Here is a 19,047-nt window from a genome sequence, read left to right on the forward strand (position 1 = left end):
CTCTACGCCCTTATGGTTTAGGCTCAGGGCATATCGCTTGGCACAATCTCAAACAACATCTGTTCTTGTGCTGAAACTGGCACACGACGCAACCAAGCGGCGTCTGCCCCCGCAGCAATATCTGTCAAGAAGTCGCTCTTATATGCGGTGTCCTTACACAACAAAAGATGGGTCGCAGGCGTGCCATTCACGTACTCAGCGAATTCCGCTTCTTCCATCTCAAACGGTAATATACCGTTCAAAAACGCATCTGCACTGCGGTGATAAGGTGCCGCCGTCACACTATGATGCGTCGCCCACATCAGCGCGGGCCCGTAATTGAGGTGGTTGAATATAACGACAGGCGTAACCTCGTTCAGAGTAATCATAGAAGAGCGCAGACGACAATCTGCCTGATCCGTAGTTCCATCATTTTCGGGCTGCGATATGAAGGGCGCAATCGCCTGGACTACAGTAACAGGCGCGAGCAGCACCATACCCAGCAAGATCATACGTAACCCGCCCACCATATCGCGCGAATCCAAATATGATCGCAACTGAGCAGCAAGCACTGCACCGGCGATCATCGGAACGACCGTCGCAGAAATAGTGACGGCGCGCATTTGCAGCAGCATCATCGGAACGCCAAGCAAACAAAGAAGGATCAAGAGTCCCAATGTTTCATTCTGCTGTTCCAGACTCTGGACAGAGCGAGCATTGAACCAAAGAATTGCCCCAGCAAGAAGTGCGCCAAAAATCGGCAGCACCAAGACCAAAGCAACTTGCGGCTTTTCTAACGCGTAAACGATGCCGGGTTTTGCCTCGATGATCTGTGTGTTGATCAGCTCGATCATTTGTGGCGGCAACTGCCCATAAGGCCCAGAGACGCAGTGCGCGACAAATGGCCAAGCAAACAAAAGACCAACAACGGTCACGCTAGCTGCGGCGGCCAGCGCGAATATACTGGATACACCAGCACGTGCTGCAACAATCACGGATAGGGAAGCGGCTGACGCAATCACCACCATGAGCAAAGTCGGAATTCCCAACTGATCACAGATCAAGGCAGTACGGTTCTCGGGGCCAGTCTGGCCGATCCAAAATACCGCGCTAGCCAATAAAAGCACCCCACAAAACGCAGTCAGGAATTGGCGTGTTTGCACCGATCTCAACAAAGCAGCGCGTACCAAGGCAATCGCGCCAACACCAACTACGAACACAATGCTCTCTAAACCCACGGCCAGAGAAAATGCGCCAGCAACACCGGCAATTGCCCCGGCAACCAGTGCTCTCTCAGGCCAAACCAATGCAAAGGATAGTATGGTCATCATCAGCATCTGAACATTGTGATGATCTAAGTTCCCAGCACTTGCATGCATTGCGCCTGTAAGCGGCCAAATAACCAAACCCAACATTGCAAAGCACGCCGCATAGTCATCAAACAGCCGTCTTGTTCCAAAGCCCACACATATGAGCGCAATGATCTGTATCATCGTTGGCCAAATACCAGCGGCAACAATTTCGGCCACAGGCATCGGTAAAATCCAAGAAAGAGGAACAATAAAAAGAGCGATCCCAAAATCAATGTAACGAGACCAATGTAGTGATACCCCGTCGGGTGGCAGTAACCGGTATTGTGCGACATCATACCATGCTTGCCCAGCGAGCCAATCTCGCACCGAGAGCAAACGCATGATATCGTCGTTGCCCTTATTCCCGTAGCTTTCGTAAAGATTTATCCCCGCGAATGCTGCCCTGAACACTACCATTGCTACACAGGCCAGGAAAACAATCTTGAAGGCGTTTTGATGAAACGCTCGCAAAACCTTAGAATCGTTCGTCAATTGTATATTCCTACGCTGTTCCGCTGAGATTTTAACCCGACTTGACCGCATTGAAACAGTTTACCAAGTTAACAAATAAGAATTTTTTCGCTAAGTGCGAAAAATAGCGTGAGTGAGCCTTTGCTTAAGCTCAGATCAGTCACTATTCGTGACAAAACCGTCTGAATTACGCCCTATTTCGACTTTAGACGATTAATCAAAATGAATATCAGAGCCGGATACATGACCGAACTTACAATCTTAATGCCATGCCTGAACGAGGCAGAAACGCTCGAAGTTTGCATTACGAAAGCAATGAATTACTTGAAAACGTCAGGCGTCGAAGGAGAGGTGCTGATTGCTGACAATGGCTCAACTGACGGCAGTCAGGAAATCGCCAAGCGGCTAGGCGCACGGGTCGTCGACGTTCCTGTGAAAGGATATGGCGCAGCGCTGATGGCTGGAATTGACGACGCGCGCGGAACATTCGTCATCATGGGTGACAGCGATGATTCATATGATTTTTCAAACCTTGATCCGTTTCTTCATGAATTGCGCAATGGTTCCGACCTAGTCATGGGGAACCGTTTTGCCGGGGGAATTGCGAAAGACGCCATGCCACCGCTTCATCGCTACCTTGGCAACCCCGTACTGTCCGCAATTGGGCGAATCTTTTACCGCACACCAGTCAAAGATTTTCACTGTGGGCTTCGCGGTTTCTCTCGCGCCGCTATTCAAGGTCTCCACCTCAATACGCCAGGGATGGAGTTTGCCTCGGAAATGGTCATTAAGGCCTCATTGACTGGTTTAAAAATTTGCGAAGTACCGACCACACTCAAGCCTGACGGGCGTTCGCGTCCGCCACATCTACGAAGCTGGCGCGACGGATGGCTGCACCTCAAATTGCTTTTGACCTATGCGCCGTATTGGTTGTTCTACTATCCGGGCATTGCAATGTTCTTTGTCGGTACTGCAATATTCACTGCCTTGATGTTTGGCCCTATCAACATCGGCAGTGTTAGCTTTGACGGGGCCACTCTTATCTTAGCGAGTGCTTTGACACTAACCGGATTTCAAATGGTCTGTTTTTATGCTCTTGCGCGCGTCTTTGCCGTACGTTTCCAACTATTGCCCTCATCTGATCGCTTTGAAAGATTACGCCGCCGCCTCACGGTGGATAACGCATGTATCGCTGGGGCGATCTTACTATTCATAGGGCTCATCGCGACGATTTCCGCGATTTTCAGCTGGGGCGCGACCGGTTTTGGCAACTTGGACGCAAGTTATATTATTCGCCCGGCAGCCTTGGCTGTTGTCTGCGCCTCGCTTGGCGTGCAAATCATTACGACTGGCTTTTTAACACATATGCTGCAACAAAAGATCAGCCCAGCGGATCGCGACGCGGCTTAACGCAAAAAACCTTGCTGTGTTTGGCGGGTTACCCAATAGTTGGGGTATGACCGGCCAAACCCGACTACTAGATGCAATCGAAAATCGGCGCGATGATCTGATCGCGCTGACCCAAGATTTGATCCGTATTCCGACGCTCAATCCGCCCGGCGAAAACTATCGCGCGATTTGTGAATATTTGGACAAACGTCTGCGGCGATCTGGATTTGAAACCCAACTGATCCGCGCGCATGGAACCCCCGGCGACAGCGAAAAATACCCACGTTGGAACATTGTCGCACGTCGCGAAGGGAGGCACGCGGGTGATTGCGTGCATTTCAACAGCCACACTGACGTGGTCGAGGTGGGAAAAGGCTGGAACGTGGACCCCTTTGGCGGCGACTTGATCGATGGCAAAATTTACGGACGCGGCGCCTGTGATATGAAAGGGGGGCTTGCCGCCTCAATCATCGCTGCCGAAGCGTTTCTAGAGGTTCACCCAGATTTCTCCGGCGCGATTGAAATCTCGGGCACCGCGGATGAAGAATCCGGCGGATATGGGGGCGTGGCCTATCTGGCCGCACAGGGTTTCTTCAAAAACGTCCAGCATGTCATCATTCCCGAACCCCTGAACAAAGACCGCGTTTGCCTTGGCCACCGCGGCGGTTGGTGGGCCGAAATCGAAACCTTTGGCGAAATCGCACACGGCTCCATGCCGTTTTTAGGGGATTGCGCGGTGCGCCATATGGGGGCGGTGCTGGGCGAATTTGAAGACAAACTCTTTCCCGCCATGGCTGCCCGGACCACTGATATGCCGGTCGTACCCGAAGGGGCGCGATCATCTACGATGAACATCAATTCCATCCACGGAGGCCAACCTGAACAGCCCGCCGATTTTACAGGCCTTCCCGCGCATTGCGTGCCCGATAGCTGCCGGATCGTGATTGACCGACGCTTTTTGGTCGAAGAACCGCTGGACCAAGTCCGGGACGAGGTCACTGCACTGCTAGAGGGTCTCAAATCCACCCGCCCGAAATTTGACTACGCGATCACCGAACTCAATAGCGTCCTGCCCAGCATGACCGACCGCAGCGCCACTGTGGTGCAAACCGTCGCCGCGCAGATCGAAAAAGTCTTGGGCAAACCCGCACAATACGTCGCGTCCCCCGGCACCTATGACCAAAAACATATCGACCGGATCGGCAAACTGAAAAACTGCATCGCCTACGGCCCCGGCATCCTAGAGCTCGCCCACAAACCCGCCGAATACATCGGCGTCGATGATATGATCGACAGCGCAAAGGTCATGGCGGGGGCGTTGCGGGAGATTTTGGTTGAGTGAGTAGCTCAACACTGAAGATCAGTTTAGAGCTCGAAGTGTCGGATACTCTACCATGCCTGGATGGTATGCATGTGCAGAAAGTGAGCTTCGCCACGCTGTAACTTTAAGCCAACGTTAGACATTATAGTCCTTTAATAATGGCTTGTCTCACTACGGAAGCTACGGTCTCCACGTTAATACCGCGTGATTTACAGTAGGGGGATAGCAACCAGTCGCTAACGCTTTTTTGCCCTTTGCTCGCATTACAGCCCCGGCAGCAAAGTGCAATATTCTCTCTCGTTACAATCGTGGCGTCGTTGATAATGTGCTCCCAACTTGGTGCAGAACGCGTGGAAACCTCGGGGGAAGTGAAAGCCTGTCTGCAATAGACGCAAACCAAATCACGATTGCGCACCTCTGTTTCCAGCCAAGGTGGAATCTTCCATTTGTTTGCCATCATTACTCCATAGATCGAGTTCGTATCACTTGCGCGTAACGGTTTTTATGGACGAGAAAGGTTGTTGCGAGAAACCCAGCATTTGGGTGGTTGAAGTCTCGTTCCGAATGTCGTCTCTAGGGATACCTGCCGCCATTGGAGGATCCTAGACCAACGGCCACTTCGTCCCGCACGGTGGGCGAATGTATTTGCGTACCTACTCTACAGCAATATTATCAATTAGTCGCACCCCTGCCAGCCATGCTGCCGCGAACAGTCGTGCGTCGGGTTTGGCGGCGTCGAGTAGGGACAGATCGCTGCCGTCACGCAACTCAAGATAGTCGATTTCGTTGAACCCAGCGGCCAGAATACGGGTGCGGGCTTCGTCTTGGATGGCGGTCATGGTGGCGCCGGATTTCAGCCTTTCGGCCATATCGTTCATGACCTCGGCCAGCACGGGGGCTTTGATCCGGGACCGATCTGACAGCAGTAGGTTGCGCGATGACATTGCTAGCCCGTCTTCTTCGCGGATTGTGGGGCAGCCGATGACATCAATCGGAATATCCAGATCACGCGCCAACCGCCGCACGACCTGTAGCTGCTGATAATCCTTTTCGCCAAAGAACGCTTGATCCGCGCTGGTTTGCAAAAACAGTTTGGGCACAATTGTTGCGACGCCATCGAAATGCCCCGGCCGGGTCGCACCGCAGAGCATATCGGTCAGACCATCCACGTGTACCGTGGTGGCAAAGCCCGAGGGGTACATCTCATCGCCAGAGGGGACATAGATCAGGTCCACGCCGATGGATTCCAGCTTGCGCGCGTCTTCTTCCTCGGTACGGGGATAGTTTTCCAGATCGTCAGGGTTGTTGAACTGTTTGGGGTTCACAAAGATCGTAACAATCACTCGGTCGCAGGCGGCACGCGCAGCACGGGCCAGTGACAAATGCCCCTGATGCAATGCGCCCATTGTTGGGACCACACCAATGGTTTCACCCGCCTTGCGCCAAACAGCAGTCTGCGCGCGCAAACCAGTCAAGGTCCGTTCAATCGGAGCAATCATTTCTGTGGAGCCTCATCCGCAAAGATATGTTCTGCTGCTGGGAATGTCCGTGCGCGGACTTCCTCGGCATAGGCGGCAATGGCGGCGGTACCATCGTCACCCAAATGGGCGTAGCGTTTCACGAATTTCGCTTTGAACGCGGTGAAAAGGCCCAGCATGTCATCGACAACCAGAATTTGACCGTCACAGCCCGCGCTTGCGCCAATGCCAATCGTTGGGATCGGGATCAGGGCTGTCACCTCGTCAGCGAGCGTGGCAGGGACTTTTTCTAGGACAACCGAAAACGCGCCGGCGTCAGAGACTGCTTTTGCGTCTGCAATCAACGCATCGCGCGCATCACCGCGCCCTTGCACCTTGTAACCGCCAAGCGTGTTGATCGACTGCGGCGTAAGCCCGATATGCGCCATCACTGGAATGCCGCGACCGACCAAAAAGGCAATCGTTTCGGCCATCGCGACGCCGCCTTCGAGCTTGACCGCGCCAGCGCCTGTTTCAGACATTAGGCGTGCGGCATTGCAGAACGCTTGCTGAGGGCTTTCTTCGTACGATCCGAAAGGCATATCGATAACCATCATCGCTTTGCTCAGGCCGCGCGCGACGGCTTGCCCATGCATGATCATCATTTCCATCGTAACGCCCAGCGTTGATGGCAACCCGTGCAAGACCATACCCACGCTATCGCCCACGAGAACAAAATCGCAATGATCGTCCATCATCTGCGCCATTGGGGTGGTATAGGCGGTCAGACTTACTAGTGGGGTCCCGCCCTTGGCCGCACGAATATCATCCGGCATTGGGGCTCGTTTCTTTGCGGTCGCGCTCATCTGGTCCTCCGGCCAACGGGTAACTTTGTTTCGCATAGCAGCGAAACACGGGACTGACCAGATGTGCTAGGGCTAACCTTGCGTTGGAGCGCACTAATTGCGCCCCAACAACCGTCGCATAAAACCTTTCTTAGGGGGTTTCAGAAATGGGCCTGCCGCCGGAGTTGGAATGCCTGGTCGTGGGCCAAATTCCTTTAGCTCATCGATTGGACTATCAGGGTGCAACAACACAACCAAATCGGGGCCGTCCCCTGCAGTGTTTTCCCGCTTGCGAATTCGGTAGCGAATTCCCCCTTCTGCGCCGATCGTATCGCCGTCGTTGAGCTTGCTCCCGCCTTGTAGCGCCATCCAAACAGAGGACGCGAGCATCGGCAAAACTTCTGAGGGATCGAGTGGCGCTGCCTCCATTTGCAGTTCAAACGGCATGAATTGGGAGACGCCAGTTGTATAGCCCGTCGCAATTTTCTGATCCGGCCCTGGGGGCATCGCCCACGCAGCCCGGTATGACACCCAAGCCGTCAAGGGCCAATCCCCCTTTATCGCCTGATCAGCCGCCGCGATCCATTCGCTAGGTGACACGAAATGCCCCGTCCATTTGCAGTAGATCGCCAAAGTGATCGGAAGCTTTGCAAAGACAGCAGTTACCACGTTCAGCAACCGCGCCGCACGAAACCTTGATGCCAAACTGTCATCGACGGCATCCACGGAAACCGAAATGTAGCTTTGATGCCGTGCGAGCTCTTCCTGACCGAAGCCGCGCGACCGCCAGAACGTTTCGGTGTGATCTGCGTGCCGGAAATTTTCGTCCGGGAAACCAGCGCCAATCATTTTGATGTCGACACCATCATGTGGTTCCCGCGGCTTAAAAATCGCTAGCGCGACCGCACCTGTATTCACGCGAGGATGCGGGTTAAAACCCGGATCCGCGATCTGACAGGATGGGTAGTCTTCGTTGACCGCTTCGATGATCTCAGCAATGTCGAACTGCAACGGCTCGCTAAACAGCAGATCGACGGAAAAGCCCACTTTTCCGTCTGTCTTGGTGCCCGACATCAACTGACTCGCTCGGGCGCACGCTGCAACATCGCGGTCACGTCGAACATAACCATGAATTTGTTCTCTGGGATCTCGAACTGACTTCCCATGATCAAGAGCGCCTTACGCTCACCCTCGTCAATGCGGCCGTCCGCCATTGCAATACGCATTGCAAACAGGACAGCCGTTTCGCGCATACCCATGGTCAGTTCGTTCTTGGTACGATCCACCAATGCCTGAACATCACCTGTTGTCAGTTCGCCGATCAGCTCTTTGATCTGGCGCATTGTTGTATCTGGAGTTTGACCAGCAAAAATAGGGCTGAATGTGCATAGATTGGCGAGTTGCATCAATTCACTGTCATCAACGCTGCCGTCGGAAATCATGGTCATCACTGACGGCATGAGCACCGCTTTGGTCAATGAATCGCTGCTAGCTGACCCACCTTTGCGAAGTTTAGAAAAAAGCCCCATAAATACACCTCTAACGTTTGAATTTGCTCACAATGAACAACCTATGACGCTTAGATCACGATTAAATGTGGCGATTTTCTGTCGCTCGCTCAGAAAATGAAAGCCCCGGCAAACACCGGGGCCTTTGCATTTGTTGAGCCGTGAGGCTTACTCTAGCGCAGCATCCGTGATCGCGCTTGTCCACGCCCCTTCGGGGGCAGCGGTGATCACGGGATCAGACCCGCCAGCCAGCAATGTTGCAACCGTCCGGTCATAATCCGTAGGATCAAGCGCACCGTTTGAACCCGCCGTCAGCTTAGCGATTTCACCCATCATGCGGATTTGCGCCGCCTCTGATTGCGCCCCGGTTTCATCGTAATCCAGCACGATGCCAGCGGCTTCTTCTGGGTTTTCTTCGGCCCATTTCCAGCCCTTCATCGACGCCCGCACAAAGCGCACCATCTTGTCAACAAAAGCCGGATCATCGAGATTTTCCTCGAGCACATACATGCCATCCTCAAGCGTCGCGACGCCCTGTTCTTCGTAGAGGAAAGTCACCAGTTCATCCTCGGACACGCCCGCATCCAAGACCTGACCGTATTCATTATAGGTCATGGTCGAAATACAATCAGCCTGACGCTGCAAGAGTGGATCAACGTTAAAGCCCTGCTTGAGAACGGTAACACCCTCTTCGCCGCCATCTGTCGGGATTCCCGCCTGCGACATCCACGATAGGAACGGATATTCGTTGCCAAAGAACCAAACACCAATCGTCTTGCCGCGGAAATCTTCGACGCTTTCAATGCCGGTGTCCTTCCAACAGGTCAGCATTAGGCCAGATGTCTTGAACGGCTGCGCGATGTTCACCACGGGCAGACCTTTTTCCCGAGCAGACAGGGCCGACGGCATCCAGTTCAGCATCACATCCGCCCCGCCACCAGCGAGCACCTGAGGTGGCGCAATATCTGGGCCACCCGGCAGAATTGTTACATCAAGACTCTCTTCTTCGTAGAATCCCTGTTCGAGCGCGACATAATAGCCAGCGAATTGAGATTGAGTGACCCACTGCAATTGCAAGGTAACGTCATCATTGGCCAAGGCAGGTGCGCCTAGACCAGCGGCCATAGCAGCCGCCATCATCAGTTTCTTCATTTTGACCTCCAAGTCAGATTTACGCCCTCTTTTTGGGGCTTAAAGTTATTTGCGTTGTGATGGGTGCCAAAATGTCACCCGCGCCTCTATCCAGGCCATCAGACCGTAAAATGTGCTGCCTGCAATCGCCGCAATCACAATTTCGGCCCAGACCATATCCAACGCAAGCTGCCCCACGCTGGTGGATATCCGAAAGCCCATCCCAACCGTGGGAGAGCCAAAAAATTCAGCAACAATCGCCCCAATGAGCGCCAGCGTTGTCGCGACCTTCAGTCCATTAAAAATGAACGGCATCGCAGCGGGCAGGCGCAGCTTGAACAGGCTGACCCAATAACCCGCGCCATATGTCCGCATCAGATCACGTTGCATGGACGTCGTATCGCGCAAACCCGCAACCGTGTTCACCAGAATTGGAAAGAACACCATGACACCGACAACAGCGGCCTTAGATTGCCAATCGCTTCCCAGCCATTTGACGAAAATCGGCGCAGTGCCAACAATGGGCAACGCTGCCATGAAACCTCCGACGGGCAAGATACCCCTTGTCAAAAAAGGCGACCGATCCGCGAGGATTGCCACCGCAAAGGCAGCGCAGGCCCCGATCACATATCCGGTCATCGCGCCTTTGATGATCGTCTGCTCAAAATCCACCCACAGGCGTGGGAACTCATTGGCAAGACGCACAGCAATCGCAGAGGGTGGCGGCAGAATGACGGCATTCACCTCAAGCATGCGCACCAGCCATTCCCACATCAACAATATGGTCACGCCGAATAGCACGGGCACCAGAACCTGCACCCAACGGCGCGCTGACAGCGCACTATTGGCAAGCTGCGCGTTTATAAACCACCCCACGGCCCAGATCAGCAACGCACCGATGATCGCAAGCCAGATCATGCCTGCACCATCCCCATCCGACGCAATGTCAGACGTTCAAGCAGACTAAATAGACCGACGAGTGCCGCCGCAGTAATAGCTGCGGCAAACAACGCGGCCCACGTCACAATAGGTTGCCCGTACTGATCGCCAACCAACATACGCGCGCCAAAACCCGCGCGCGCACCCGTGGGCAATTCAGCCACAATCGCACCAACCAACGACGCCGATATCCCAATTTTCAACGAAGCAAACAGATAAGGCACCGAGGCAGGCAAACGCAGCTTCCAAAACCCCTGCGCGCCACTGGCGTTATAGGTACGCAATAAATCCAATTGCATTCCGTCAGGGCTACGCAATCCCTTCACCATGCCAACGACAACAGGGAAAAAGCTTAGATAGGCGCTGATGATCGCTTTGGGCAGAATGCCCTGCACACCAATGGCACCCAACATCACAATGATCATCGGCGCTAGTGCAAGAATCGGGATGGTCTGACTGGCAATCGCCCAAGGCATCACCGACATGTCCATCGCCTTATTGTAGACGATACCAACCGCCAGCAATATGCCCAGCCCCGTACCAATCGCGAACCCCAACAGGGTCGCTGACAGGGTCACCCACCCGTGATAAACCAGCGATCTTCGCGACGTGATCTTTTTATCAAAAACGGTATCCCACAATTCAGCGCCAACCTGATGCGGCGAAGGTAAACGCGGGCGCTCAAGCCCATAGGTCGCCCCAATCAAATGCGTGTTCTTGAGTGCCAAAGCCACGCTCGACACGTTTTGGCGGGCGGCAGGGGTATCGGGCGTAACAGCCAAACCGTCACGCTGCGCCTGATCAGCCGTCAGATGCATATTCATCGGAACGACTGATACCACCCACACCAGCATAATCACGCCAACAACGGTCAAAACCGGGAGAACAGATTTCATAACGCCCCCCTCTCGCTTTGTTCAAAATACTCCCGCCGGAGGCAGCTACACATCAGCATGACCTGCCCTCAAACCATCACGCACACGATGTGCAATCTCAATAAATTCAGGTGTGTCGCGAATATCCAGCGGGCGATCTTTTGGCAGGGGGCTTTCGATCACATCAGTGATGCGCCCCGGCCGGGGGGACATCACCACGATCTTGGTCGATAGATACACGGCCTCTGGTATCGAATGCGTAACGAAACCAATCGTCTTTTCCGTCCGCGCCCACAGCTGCAAAAGCTGTTCGTTCAAGTGATCCCGGACAATTTCATCCAGCGCGCCAAAGGGTTCATCCATCAGCAAAATATCAGCATCAAACGCAAGCGCTCGCGCGATCGATGCGCGCTGTTGCATGCCGCCAGACAATTGCCATGGGAATTTCTTTTCAAATCCGGCCAAATCGACCAGTTCTAAAACGCGTTTGACGCGTTCTGCCTGATCCGCCTTATCGAAACCCATAATCTCAAGCGGTAGCCGGATATTCCCACCAATTGTGCGCCACGGATACAGGCCAGCCGCTTGAAAAACATATCCATAGGCGCGCGCGCGGCGGGCTTCTTCTGGGGTCATGCCATTGACGGTAATCTCCCCCGACGTCGGCGTCTCAAGCCCGGCCATGCACCGCAAGAACGTTGTCTTGCCACAGCCCGAGGGCCCGATGAAACTGACAAAATCACCCTTCTTGATCTCAAGATTGACATCCTGCAACGCATGCACAGGGCCGTCGTTGGTCTCAAACGTCAGGTTCAATCTCTGCGCATGAATTGTAGTCGGCTGGCTCACTGCTGGCACCTTCTTATTCTCAGGACAATTAATATCGTTTTGCACGATATAAAAAGTGGCTCACCAGCATCGCCGAAGAGACGATGACGCCAGCCATAAAAATGAATAACGGCGTCATTTGCCGAAGATCGCCAGCTGACCCTGCTATTGCGGAAAGCATTACAAATGGGACTAATGCGACCATAGCGAGCACCGCTGCACCAGCACTAAAACAGCCCCACCCGACGATACCCTGTCGCGCCAATTTGGTTACAACGATGCGCCACATAGGATAACCGATGATCAACAAAGAAATCATCATCGGTATGAAAAGTAACTTAAAAATGAAGCCTGTATTATTGACCAAATGAGATCGTCCTTGTTCTAGGCCAATGTCGGGGAGTGTTGCGCCATAGAATAGCACTAGCCGGGCCCAAAACAGGAGCAGCCCCACGACACCTACCAATGCAACAAACAACACAAACCTCCAAAACGATCTGACTTTAGCAACGTCAACCATTCATCACACACCCGTCACTGGAATACCTGTTCGTTCAACCGGACGAGGCGCGGTTAAATCTTTCCACTTCGACAACGCGGTATTGACTGTGCCGTTTGGATCGCGGGCAACGAATTCGCCGTGACCCTCCTTGGCCTTGAGCTCACCATTATCGACAGCCACGAAACCGCGCGACAGCACATAGCGCGGGGTTGCAGACACCTCAACGCCTTCGAACACGTTGTAATCAATGGCTGAGGCTTGGGCATCAGCGCTGATCGTCTTTTTCGCATTCGGGTCCATCACAACAATATCCGCATCTGCGCCCACAAGGATCGCGCCCTTCTTTGGATAGCAGTTCAGGATTTTCGCAATGTTAGTCGATGTCACCGCAACGAATTCATTCATCGTGATACGACCCGTTTCGACACCATAGGTCCATAGCACGGGCAAACGATCTTCTAGGCCGCCGGTCCCGTTGGGGATTTTTGAAAAATCGCCAACACCATAGCGTTTCTGCTCAGTGGTAAAGGCGCAGTGATCGGTCGCCACGCATGACAATGTGCCAGACGCCAGACCAGCCCAGAGGCTATCCTGATGCTGTTTGTTGCGGAATGGTGGCGACATGACACGCCGCGCGGCATGGTCCCAATCCTCATTAAAATATTCAGATTCGTCCAAAACGAGGTGCTGGATCAACGGTTCCCCCCAAACGCGCTTGCCCTGCATCTTTGCGCGACGGATCGCTTCATGTGCTTCCTCGCAGGACGTATGCACCACGTACAATGGGGCACCCGCCATGTCAGCAATCATAATGGCGCGGTTGGTAGCCTCGCCCTCGACCTGCGGCGGGCGGGAATAGGCGTGCGCCTCGGGGCCGTTGTTGCCATCGGCCAGCAGTTTGGCGGTTAGTTCGGCAACCACGTCACCGTTTTCGGCGTGAACAAGTGGGGTCGCACCCAATTCTGCACAGCGCTTAAACGACGCATAGAGTTCGTCATCATTCACCATCAACGCGCCTTTATAGGCCATGAAGTGTTTGAATGTGTTGATGCCATGTTCTTCGGTGATGGTTTTCATTTCATCGAAAACCTGTTCGCCCCACCACGTGATTGCCATGTGGTACGAATAATCGCAGGCCGCACGGCCCGATTTATTGTCCCAAACCTTCAACGCATCTAGCAGGCTATCACCGGGGCTGGGCAGGCAGAAATCGACAACCATCGTTGTGCCACCAGCTAATGCTGCGCGGGTACCTGAGGCAAAATCATCCGCCGAATATGTCCCCATAAATGGCATCTCAAGGTGCGTATGCGGATCAATACCGCCGGGCATGACATAGCATCCGGTTGCATCCAACACCTCGTCACCCGACAGGTCCGGCCCAATCTCGATGATCTTGCCCGCATCAATCAGCACGTCCGCCTTGTAGGTTAGATCAGCGGTGACGACGGTTCCGTTTTTGATGACTTTGGTCATTTATTTGCTCCCTACTGCATCGCAGTCCCGAACTGCGGTATTTAGTGCGGCTAATTTCACCCAACAATCTCCGCTGTTTCGACAACCGCATGAAACAACACATTGGCGCCTGCCGCTGCCCATTCTGGGCTAATTTCTTCGGCCTCGTTGTGCGACAGCCCATCGACACAAGGGCACATGACCATAGCGGTCGGGGCGAGGCGGTTGATCCAGCAGGCGTCGTGGCCCGCGCCAGAGATGATATTCATGTGGGAATAGCCTAGACGCTCTGCCGCGTTACGGACGGCTGTAACGCAGCCTTCGTCAAATGTGACGGGATCAAAATGCCCGACCGCTTCGATTTCCATTGTCAGTCCCAATTCTTCGATAATCGGCACAGCTTCGGCCTCTAGCCGCGCTTTCATGCCGTCTAGCTTTTCCTGATCGGGCGAGCGGAAATCGATGGTGTAGACAGTTTTCCCGGGGATCACATTACGCGAATTGGGGTAAACATCGCAGTGCCCGATCGCACCAACCGCACCGGGCTGGTTATCCATCGCAATTGTGTGCACCAGTTCAGTGATCCGCGCCATGCCAAGCCCAGCATTGACGCGCATATTCATTGGGGTTGATCCGGTGTGCGCATCTTTGCCCGTCAGCGTGACCTGTAACCACCATAGCCCCTGACCATGGGTGACTACGCCGATCTGTTTGTTTTCCGCTTCGAGGATCGGCCCCTGTTCGATGTGCAGTTCAAAGAACGCGTGCATCTTGCGATCACCGACCTTTTCGTCGCCTTTCCAACCGATACGCTCCAATTCATCACCGAACTTTTTGCCTTCGGCATCGGTGCGGTCATAGGCCCAATCTTGGGTATGCATCCCCGCAAATACGCCAGAGGCCAGCATCGCCGGGGCAAAGCGTGTGCCCTCCTCGTTCGTCCAGTTGGTGACGACGATGGGATGTTTGGTTTTGATATCCAAATCATTCATCGTGCGCAGCAGTTCCAGACCGCCCAGCACCCCAAGGACACCGTCATATTTGCCGCCCGTGGGTTGAGTATCGAGGTGCGACCCCACATAGACAGGAAGCGCATCTGGGTCTGTGCCTTCGCGACGCGCAAACATATTGCCCATCTGATCCACGCCCATCGTGCATCCGGCATCTAGGCACCATTTCTGAAACAGATGCCGCCCTTTGCTGTCTTCATCGGTAAGGGTCTGACGGTTGTTCCCACCGGCAACACCCGGGCCGATTTTCGCCATTTCCATCAGACTATCCCACAAACGTGCGCCATTGATCTTTAAATTTTCGCCTGGGGCTGCCATGAGGTATCTCCGCCGTAGGTAAGTCATGATTTGACCATATGGTCAAACTGACGCTAACAGAGACATAGGTTCAGTCAAGTTTTCTGCGCAGAGAACATGCAGGTGCCCGAAAAGAATGCAAATGCGCTAGGCAATGAATACCGACGCCCTAAAATTGAGCAAGTACATACTATGAGTAAACCTGAAACACGTATCCAACAGCGCAACCGCGCCGCGATTTTGTCTGCTGGGCTCGAAATTTTTTCGCAATACGGTCTTCGCGGTTCCACGCTCGATCAGATTGCCGAATCCGCGGGGCTTTCAAAGCCTAATTTGCTTTATTATTTTCGCTCGAAAGACGCTATTTACACGGCTTTACTTGAACGGCTTTTGGATACTTGGCTGGATCCGTTGGAAAAAATGGATCCCAACGGAGACCCGATTCAGGAAATTCTGGCCTACGTCCATCGCAAGCTTGCCATGAGCAAAGATTACCCACGCGAAAGTCGTCTGTTTGCCAATGAAATCCTGCAAGGTGCACCACATATCGCAGACCACCTAAGCCAAGATTTGCGCCAACTTGTCGACGAAAAGGCGGTAGTGATCAAAGAATGGGAAGCAGCGGGAAAAATCGCACCCGTCGATCCGTATCACCTCGTGTTTTCGATCTGGGCGATGACACAGCACTACGCGGATTTTGATGTTCAGGTACGCGCTGTTTTGGGGGAAACAGACCCGTTTGATGGCGCCATGACTTATCTGGACACCTTATTTCGCCGGATGCTTACACCCAAGGCGGACGTCTAATTTGTTGCCTTGGCGAACCATGCCGCCAAGGCAAAATCAGTCTCTATTCTGCCGCAACTGAGGCTGGATTATTCGGATGTGTCGTCCAGTTGGCATATGCGTCTTCGACGACTTTGCCAGTCCGCGGATCGACCTCACCGGGGGACATGGGTTCCATAGTGATGCAATTCTCGATTGGGCAGACATCAACACATAGATTGCAAGCCACACACTCTTCGTCCTTGACGGTAAAGGTGCGATCTTCGGACATTGCGATAGCTTGGTGGCTGGTATCTTCGCATGCGGCGTAACAACGGCCACATTTGATGCAATCGTCCTGACTGATCTTGGCCTTGGCCACATAGTTGAGGTTCAGGTACTGCCAATCAGTCACGTTCGGCACTGCCATGCCGATGAACTCTGACGTAGATTTATAGCCTTTCTCGTCCATCCACTGGGACAGGCCGCTGATCATTTCCTGAACGACCTTGAACCCATAGGTCATCGCGGCGGTGCAGACCTGAACGTTTCCGCAACCAAGAGCCATAAATTCAGCAGCATCACGCCAAGTCGTCACCCCGCCGATGCCAGAAATCGGCAGGCCATGGGTGCGCGGATCGCGAGCGATCTCGGCAACCATGTTCATCGCAATCGGCTTTACCGCTGGGCCGCAGTAACCGCCGTGGGTTCCTTTGCCGTCAATGGTGGGTTGCGGCGCCATCGCATCCAGATCAACGCTGGTGATCGAATTGATGGTGTTAATCAGGCTTACCGCGTCAGCACCACCCGCTTTGGCAGCTTGGGCAGGGTTGCGAATATCGGTGATATTCGGCGTCAGCTTTACGATCACGGGCTTATCGTAATATTTCTTACACCACTCGGTGACCATCTGAATATATTCGGGCACCTGACCAACGGCGGAACCCATGCCGCGCTCTGCCATACCATGCGGGCAGCCAAAGTTTAGCTCGATCCCATCTGCACCAGTCGCAGCAACCTTGGGAAGGATCGCTTTCCAAGCATCTTCCTCGCAGGGCACCATGATGGATACGATGACTGCGCGATCAGGATAATCTGCCTTTACGCGTGTAATCTCATCAAGGTTAGTTTGAAGATCACGGTCGGTAATCAATTCGATGTTGTTCAACCCCAGCAATCGACGATCCGCGCCATAGATCGCGCCGTATCGCGGGCCGTTCACGTTGACCACAGGCGGCCCCTCTGCACCAAGCGTTTTCCACACGACGCCGCCCCATCCGGCCTCAAAGGCGCGGCGGACGTTGTATTCTTTGTCTGTCGGTGGCGCAGAGGCCAACCAGAACGGATTTGGAGAAGTAATTCCCAGAAAGTTCGTTGTTAAGTCGGCCATTTTAGTTGCCCCCCATCAAGGTTGCATGAATATCCATCGCAGCATCGCGCCCTTCGGCCACTGCGGTCACTGTCAGATCATCGCCTCCGCTTGCACAGTCGCCGCCAGCCCAGATGCCTTGGGCGCTCGTGCGTCCGGCGCCTGACACTGCGATTTTGCGGCCCGAAATCTCAAGTCCGCCATCAGTATCAAGCGTTTGTCCAATCGCCTTGAATACTTGATCGGCAGCAATGCGAATTTTCTCACCAGTACCCTTAAGGCCAGTGCCGTCGTCCGTCGTGTATTCGAATTCCATTTCACGCACAGCACCGTCCCCATGGACTGCAACAGGTTGCAAATTGAACATCAGGCGCACACCTTTTGATGATGCGAGGTCTTGCTCGTATTGGCTCGCGCTCATGCCATCTTGACCACGCCGATATGCGATAGTTACATTTTGCGCCCCAAGCAGTTTGGATTGCACGGCAGCATCCACCGCCGTCATCCCACCACCGATGACAACAACATCACGGCCGACGGGCAGACTACTGAGGTCAGAGGATTGGCGTAGTTCCTTGATGAAATCGACAGCGTTAGAGACCCCATCTAAATCTTCGCCACTGACGCGCAACGCGTTCACGCCGCCCAGCCCAACAGCGAGGAACACCGCATCGTTTTCATCTTTGAGCGTATCAAGCGACAGGTTTTGCCCCAATCGCATCCCATTTTCGATGTTGATACCACCGACGCCTAAGAGCCAAGACACCTCGCGCGCTGCGAAAGCGTCGGTCGATTTATAAGCCGCGATCCCATATTCGTTCAGGCCGCCGGCCTTGGGCATAGCGTCATAGATCACGACATCATGCCCCAACATGGCAAGCCGATGCGCACAGGCCAGCCCAGCAGGTCCTGCACCAACAACAGCAACACGTTTGCCAGTGGTTGCTGCACGCTCGTAGGGGTGGCTTTGCTTAGCCATAAGCGTATCGGTCGCGTAGCGTTGCAACCGACCAATTTCGACGGGTTTGCCCTCTGCTGTCTCGCGTACGCAAGCCTGTTCGCACAGCTCTTCTGTCGGGCAGACCCGCGCGCACATGCCCCCGAGAATGTTCTGATCAAAAATCGTTTTCGCAGCGGCCTCTGGTGTGCCTGTGCTGATCTGACGAATGAAAAGCGGAATATCGATCGATGTTGGGCAGGCCGTCATGCATGGCGCATCGTGGCAGAAATAACAACGATCTGCCGCGACCGCCGCCTCGTGTGGGGCCAGCGGTTCGTGAAGGTCCGCGAAATTTGTCTCGACTGTTTCAGACGGTAATCGCGCCGCAGCGATTCCGGGTGTCATTGGGCTGGACATGGTTTCTTCCTGTCTTGGCTTCTTGGAAAGAGCCTGCCACAGGTTTATTTTTTATCAAATGGTAAATTTTTATCTACGTATGATTGCAAGCCACACCAAACCTACAAATTGTGACGTTTTTTTATTTATTATCAATAACTTAATGCAGATATGCGACCAGAAAACGAGCCCCAATATTCCCGTCAAGCAACTTGGGC

17 protein-coding genes are annotated in these 19,047 nt (G+C 53.8%); 3 read left to right on the forward strand and 14 right to left on the reverse strand.

What is annotated here, in order from left to right; genetic code table 11:
• Positions 1-23: 23 nt before the first annotated feature.
• Positions 24-1,748 carry a hypothetical protein gene (locus TW80_RS00575; protein ID WP_157033176.1) on the reverse strand — a complete coding sequence of 575 codons (1,725 nt, stop codon included), beginning with the start codon at positions 1,746-1,748 and terminating at the stop codon, positions 24-26.
• A 297-nt stretch (positions 1,749-2,045) separates the two neighbouring features.
• Between TW80_RS00575 and TW80_RS00580 the strand changes: the two genes are divergently transcribed.
• Together TW80_RS00580 and TW80_RS00585 are read left to right on the forward strand one after the other, a co-directional pair.
• On the forward strand, positions 2,046-3,212 hold the full coding sequence (locus TW80_RS00580; protein WP_084625689.1) for a glycosyltransferase family 2 protein: 1,167 nt from the start codon (positions 2,046-2,048) through the stop codon (positions 3,210-3,212).
• Between the two features lie 46 nt (positions 3,213-3,258).
• Entirely contained in the window at positions 3,259-4,533 is a 1,275-nt protein-coding gene (locus TW80_RS00585; protein ID WP_045995418.1) for an acetylornithine deacetylase/succinyl-diaminopimelate desuccinylase family protein, read from the forward strand.
• Between the two features lie 632 nt (positions 4,534-5,165).
• Here TW80_RS00585 and panC read toward each other — a convergent pair.
• The 11 genes from panC to TW80_RS00640 all read right to left on the reverse strand — a co-directional run bounded on the left by panC (position 5,166) and on the right by TW80_RS00640 (position 15,380).
• Positions 5,166-6,011, reverse strand: coding sequence for a pantoate--beta-alanine ligase (gene panC / locus TW80_RS00590; RefSeq protein WP_045995419.1), 846 nt, complete (start codon positions 6,009-6,011; stop codon positions 5,166-5,168).
• Positions 6,008-6,835 carry a 3-methyl-2-oxobutanoate hydroxymethyltransferase gene (gene panB, locus TW80_RS00595; RefSeq protein ID WP_045995420.1) on the reverse strand — a complete coding sequence of 276 codons (828 nt, stop codon included), beginning with the start codon at positions 6,833-6,835 and terminating at the stop codon, positions 6,008-6,010. The genes panC and panB overlap by 4 nt, the downstream gene beginning before the upstream one ends.
• A 93-nt stretch (positions 6,836-6,928) precedes the next feature.
• Positions 6,929-7,888, reverse strand: a complete 960-nt coding sequence (locus tag TW80_RS00600; RefSeq protein ID WP_045995421.1) for a DUF4261 domain-containing protein — start codon at positions 7,886-7,888, stop codon at positions 6,929-6,931.
• The gene (locus TW80_RS00605) at positions 7,888-8,343 is read right to left on the reverse strand and encodes a tellurite resistance TerB family protein (RefSeq protein WP_045995422.1); all 456 of its coding nucleotides are present in this window, start codon (positions 8,341-8,343) and stop codon (positions 7,888-7,890) included. Before TW80_RS00605 ends, TW80_RS00600 begins: the two co-directional genes overlap by 1 nt.
• Before the next feature lie 147 nt (positions 8,344-8,490).
• Positions 8,491-9,474, reverse strand: coding sequence for an ABC transporter substrate-binding protein (locus TW80_RS00610; protein ID WP_045995423.1), 984 nt, complete (start codon positions 9,472-9,474; stop codon positions 8,491-8,493).
• A 45-nt stretch (positions 9,475-9,519) separates the two neighbouring features.
• Complete coding sequence (locus TW80_RS00615) at positions 9,520-10,371, reverse strand: ABC transporter permease (RefSeq protein WP_045995424.1); 852 nt, start codon at positions 10,369-10,371, stop codon at positions 9,520-9,522.
• The gene (locus TW80_RS00620) at positions 10,368-11,288 is read right to left on the reverse strand and encodes an ABC transporter permease (protein WP_045995425.1); all 921 of its coding nucleotides are present in this window, start codon (positions 11,286-11,288) and stop codon (positions 10,368-10,370) included. Before TW80_RS00620 ends, TW80_RS00615 begins: the two co-directional genes overlap by 4 nt.
• Before the next feature lie 45 nt (positions 11,289-11,333).
• Positions 11,334-12,116 (reverse strand): ABC transporter ATP-binding protein, encoded by a 783-nt coding sequence (locus TW80_RS00625; RefSeq protein WP_045995518.1) that lies wholly within the window; start codon positions 12,114-12,116, stop codon positions 11,334-11,336.
• A gap of 28 nt (positions 12,117-12,144) precedes the next feature.
• Positions 12,145-12,615 carry a hypothetical protein gene (locus TW80_RS00630; RefSeq protein WP_045995426.1) on the reverse strand — a complete coding sequence of 157 codons (471 nt, stop codon included), beginning with the start codon at positions 12,613-12,615 and terminating at the stop codon, positions 12,145-12,147.
• Positions 12,616-12,618: 3 nt separating this feature from the next.
• Positions 12,619-14,073, reverse strand: coding sequence for a dihydropyrimidinase (hydA, locus tag TW80_RS00635; protein WP_045995427.1), 1,455 nt, complete (start codon positions 14,071-14,073; stop codon positions 12,619-12,621).
• A 56-nt stretch (positions 14,074-14,129) separates the two neighbouring features.
• Positions 14,130-15,380: a Zn-dependent hydrolase gene (locus tag TW80_RS00640; RefSeq protein WP_045995428.1), complete on the reverse strand. Its 1,251-nt coding sequence runs from the start codon at positions 15,378-15,380 to the stop codon at positions 14,130-14,132.
• A gap of 171 nt (positions 15,381-15,551) precedes the next feature.
• Between TW80_RS00640 and TW80_RS00645 the strand changes: the two genes are divergently transcribed.
• Positions 15,552-16,166 carry a TetR family transcriptional regulator C-terminal domain-containing protein gene (locus TW80_RS00645; protein WP_045995429.1) on the forward strand — a complete coding sequence of 205 codons (615 nt, stop codon included), beginning with the start codon at positions 15,552-15,554 and terminating at the stop codon, positions 16,164-16,166.
• A 43-nt stretch (positions 16,167-16,209) separates the two neighbouring features.
• Here TW80_RS00645 and preA read toward each other — a convergent pair whose 3' ends face one another.
• Together preA and TW80_RS00655 are read right to left on the reverse strand one after the other, a co-directional pair.
• Positions 16,210-17,514, reverse strand: coding sequence for an NAD-dependent dihydropyrimidine dehydrogenase subunit PreA (gene preA / locus TW80_RS00650; RefSeq protein ID WP_045995430.1), 1,305 nt, complete (start codon positions 17,512-17,514; stop codon positions 16,210-16,212).
• Position 17,515: 1 nt separating this feature from the next.
• Positions 17,516-18,850 carry an NAD(P)-dependent oxidoreductase gene (locus tag TW80_RS00655; RefSeq protein WP_045995431.1) on the reverse strand — a complete coding sequence of 445 codons (1,335 nt, stop codon included), beginning with the start codon at positions 18,848-18,850 and terminating at the stop codon, positions 17,516-17,518.
• Positions 18,851-19,047: the final 197 nt, after the last annotated feature.

This window comes from Loktanella sp. S4079, from assembly GCF_000967725.1.
Lineage (GTDB): Bacteria > Pseudomonadota > Alphaproteobacteria > Rhodobacterales > Rhodobacteraceae > Yoonia.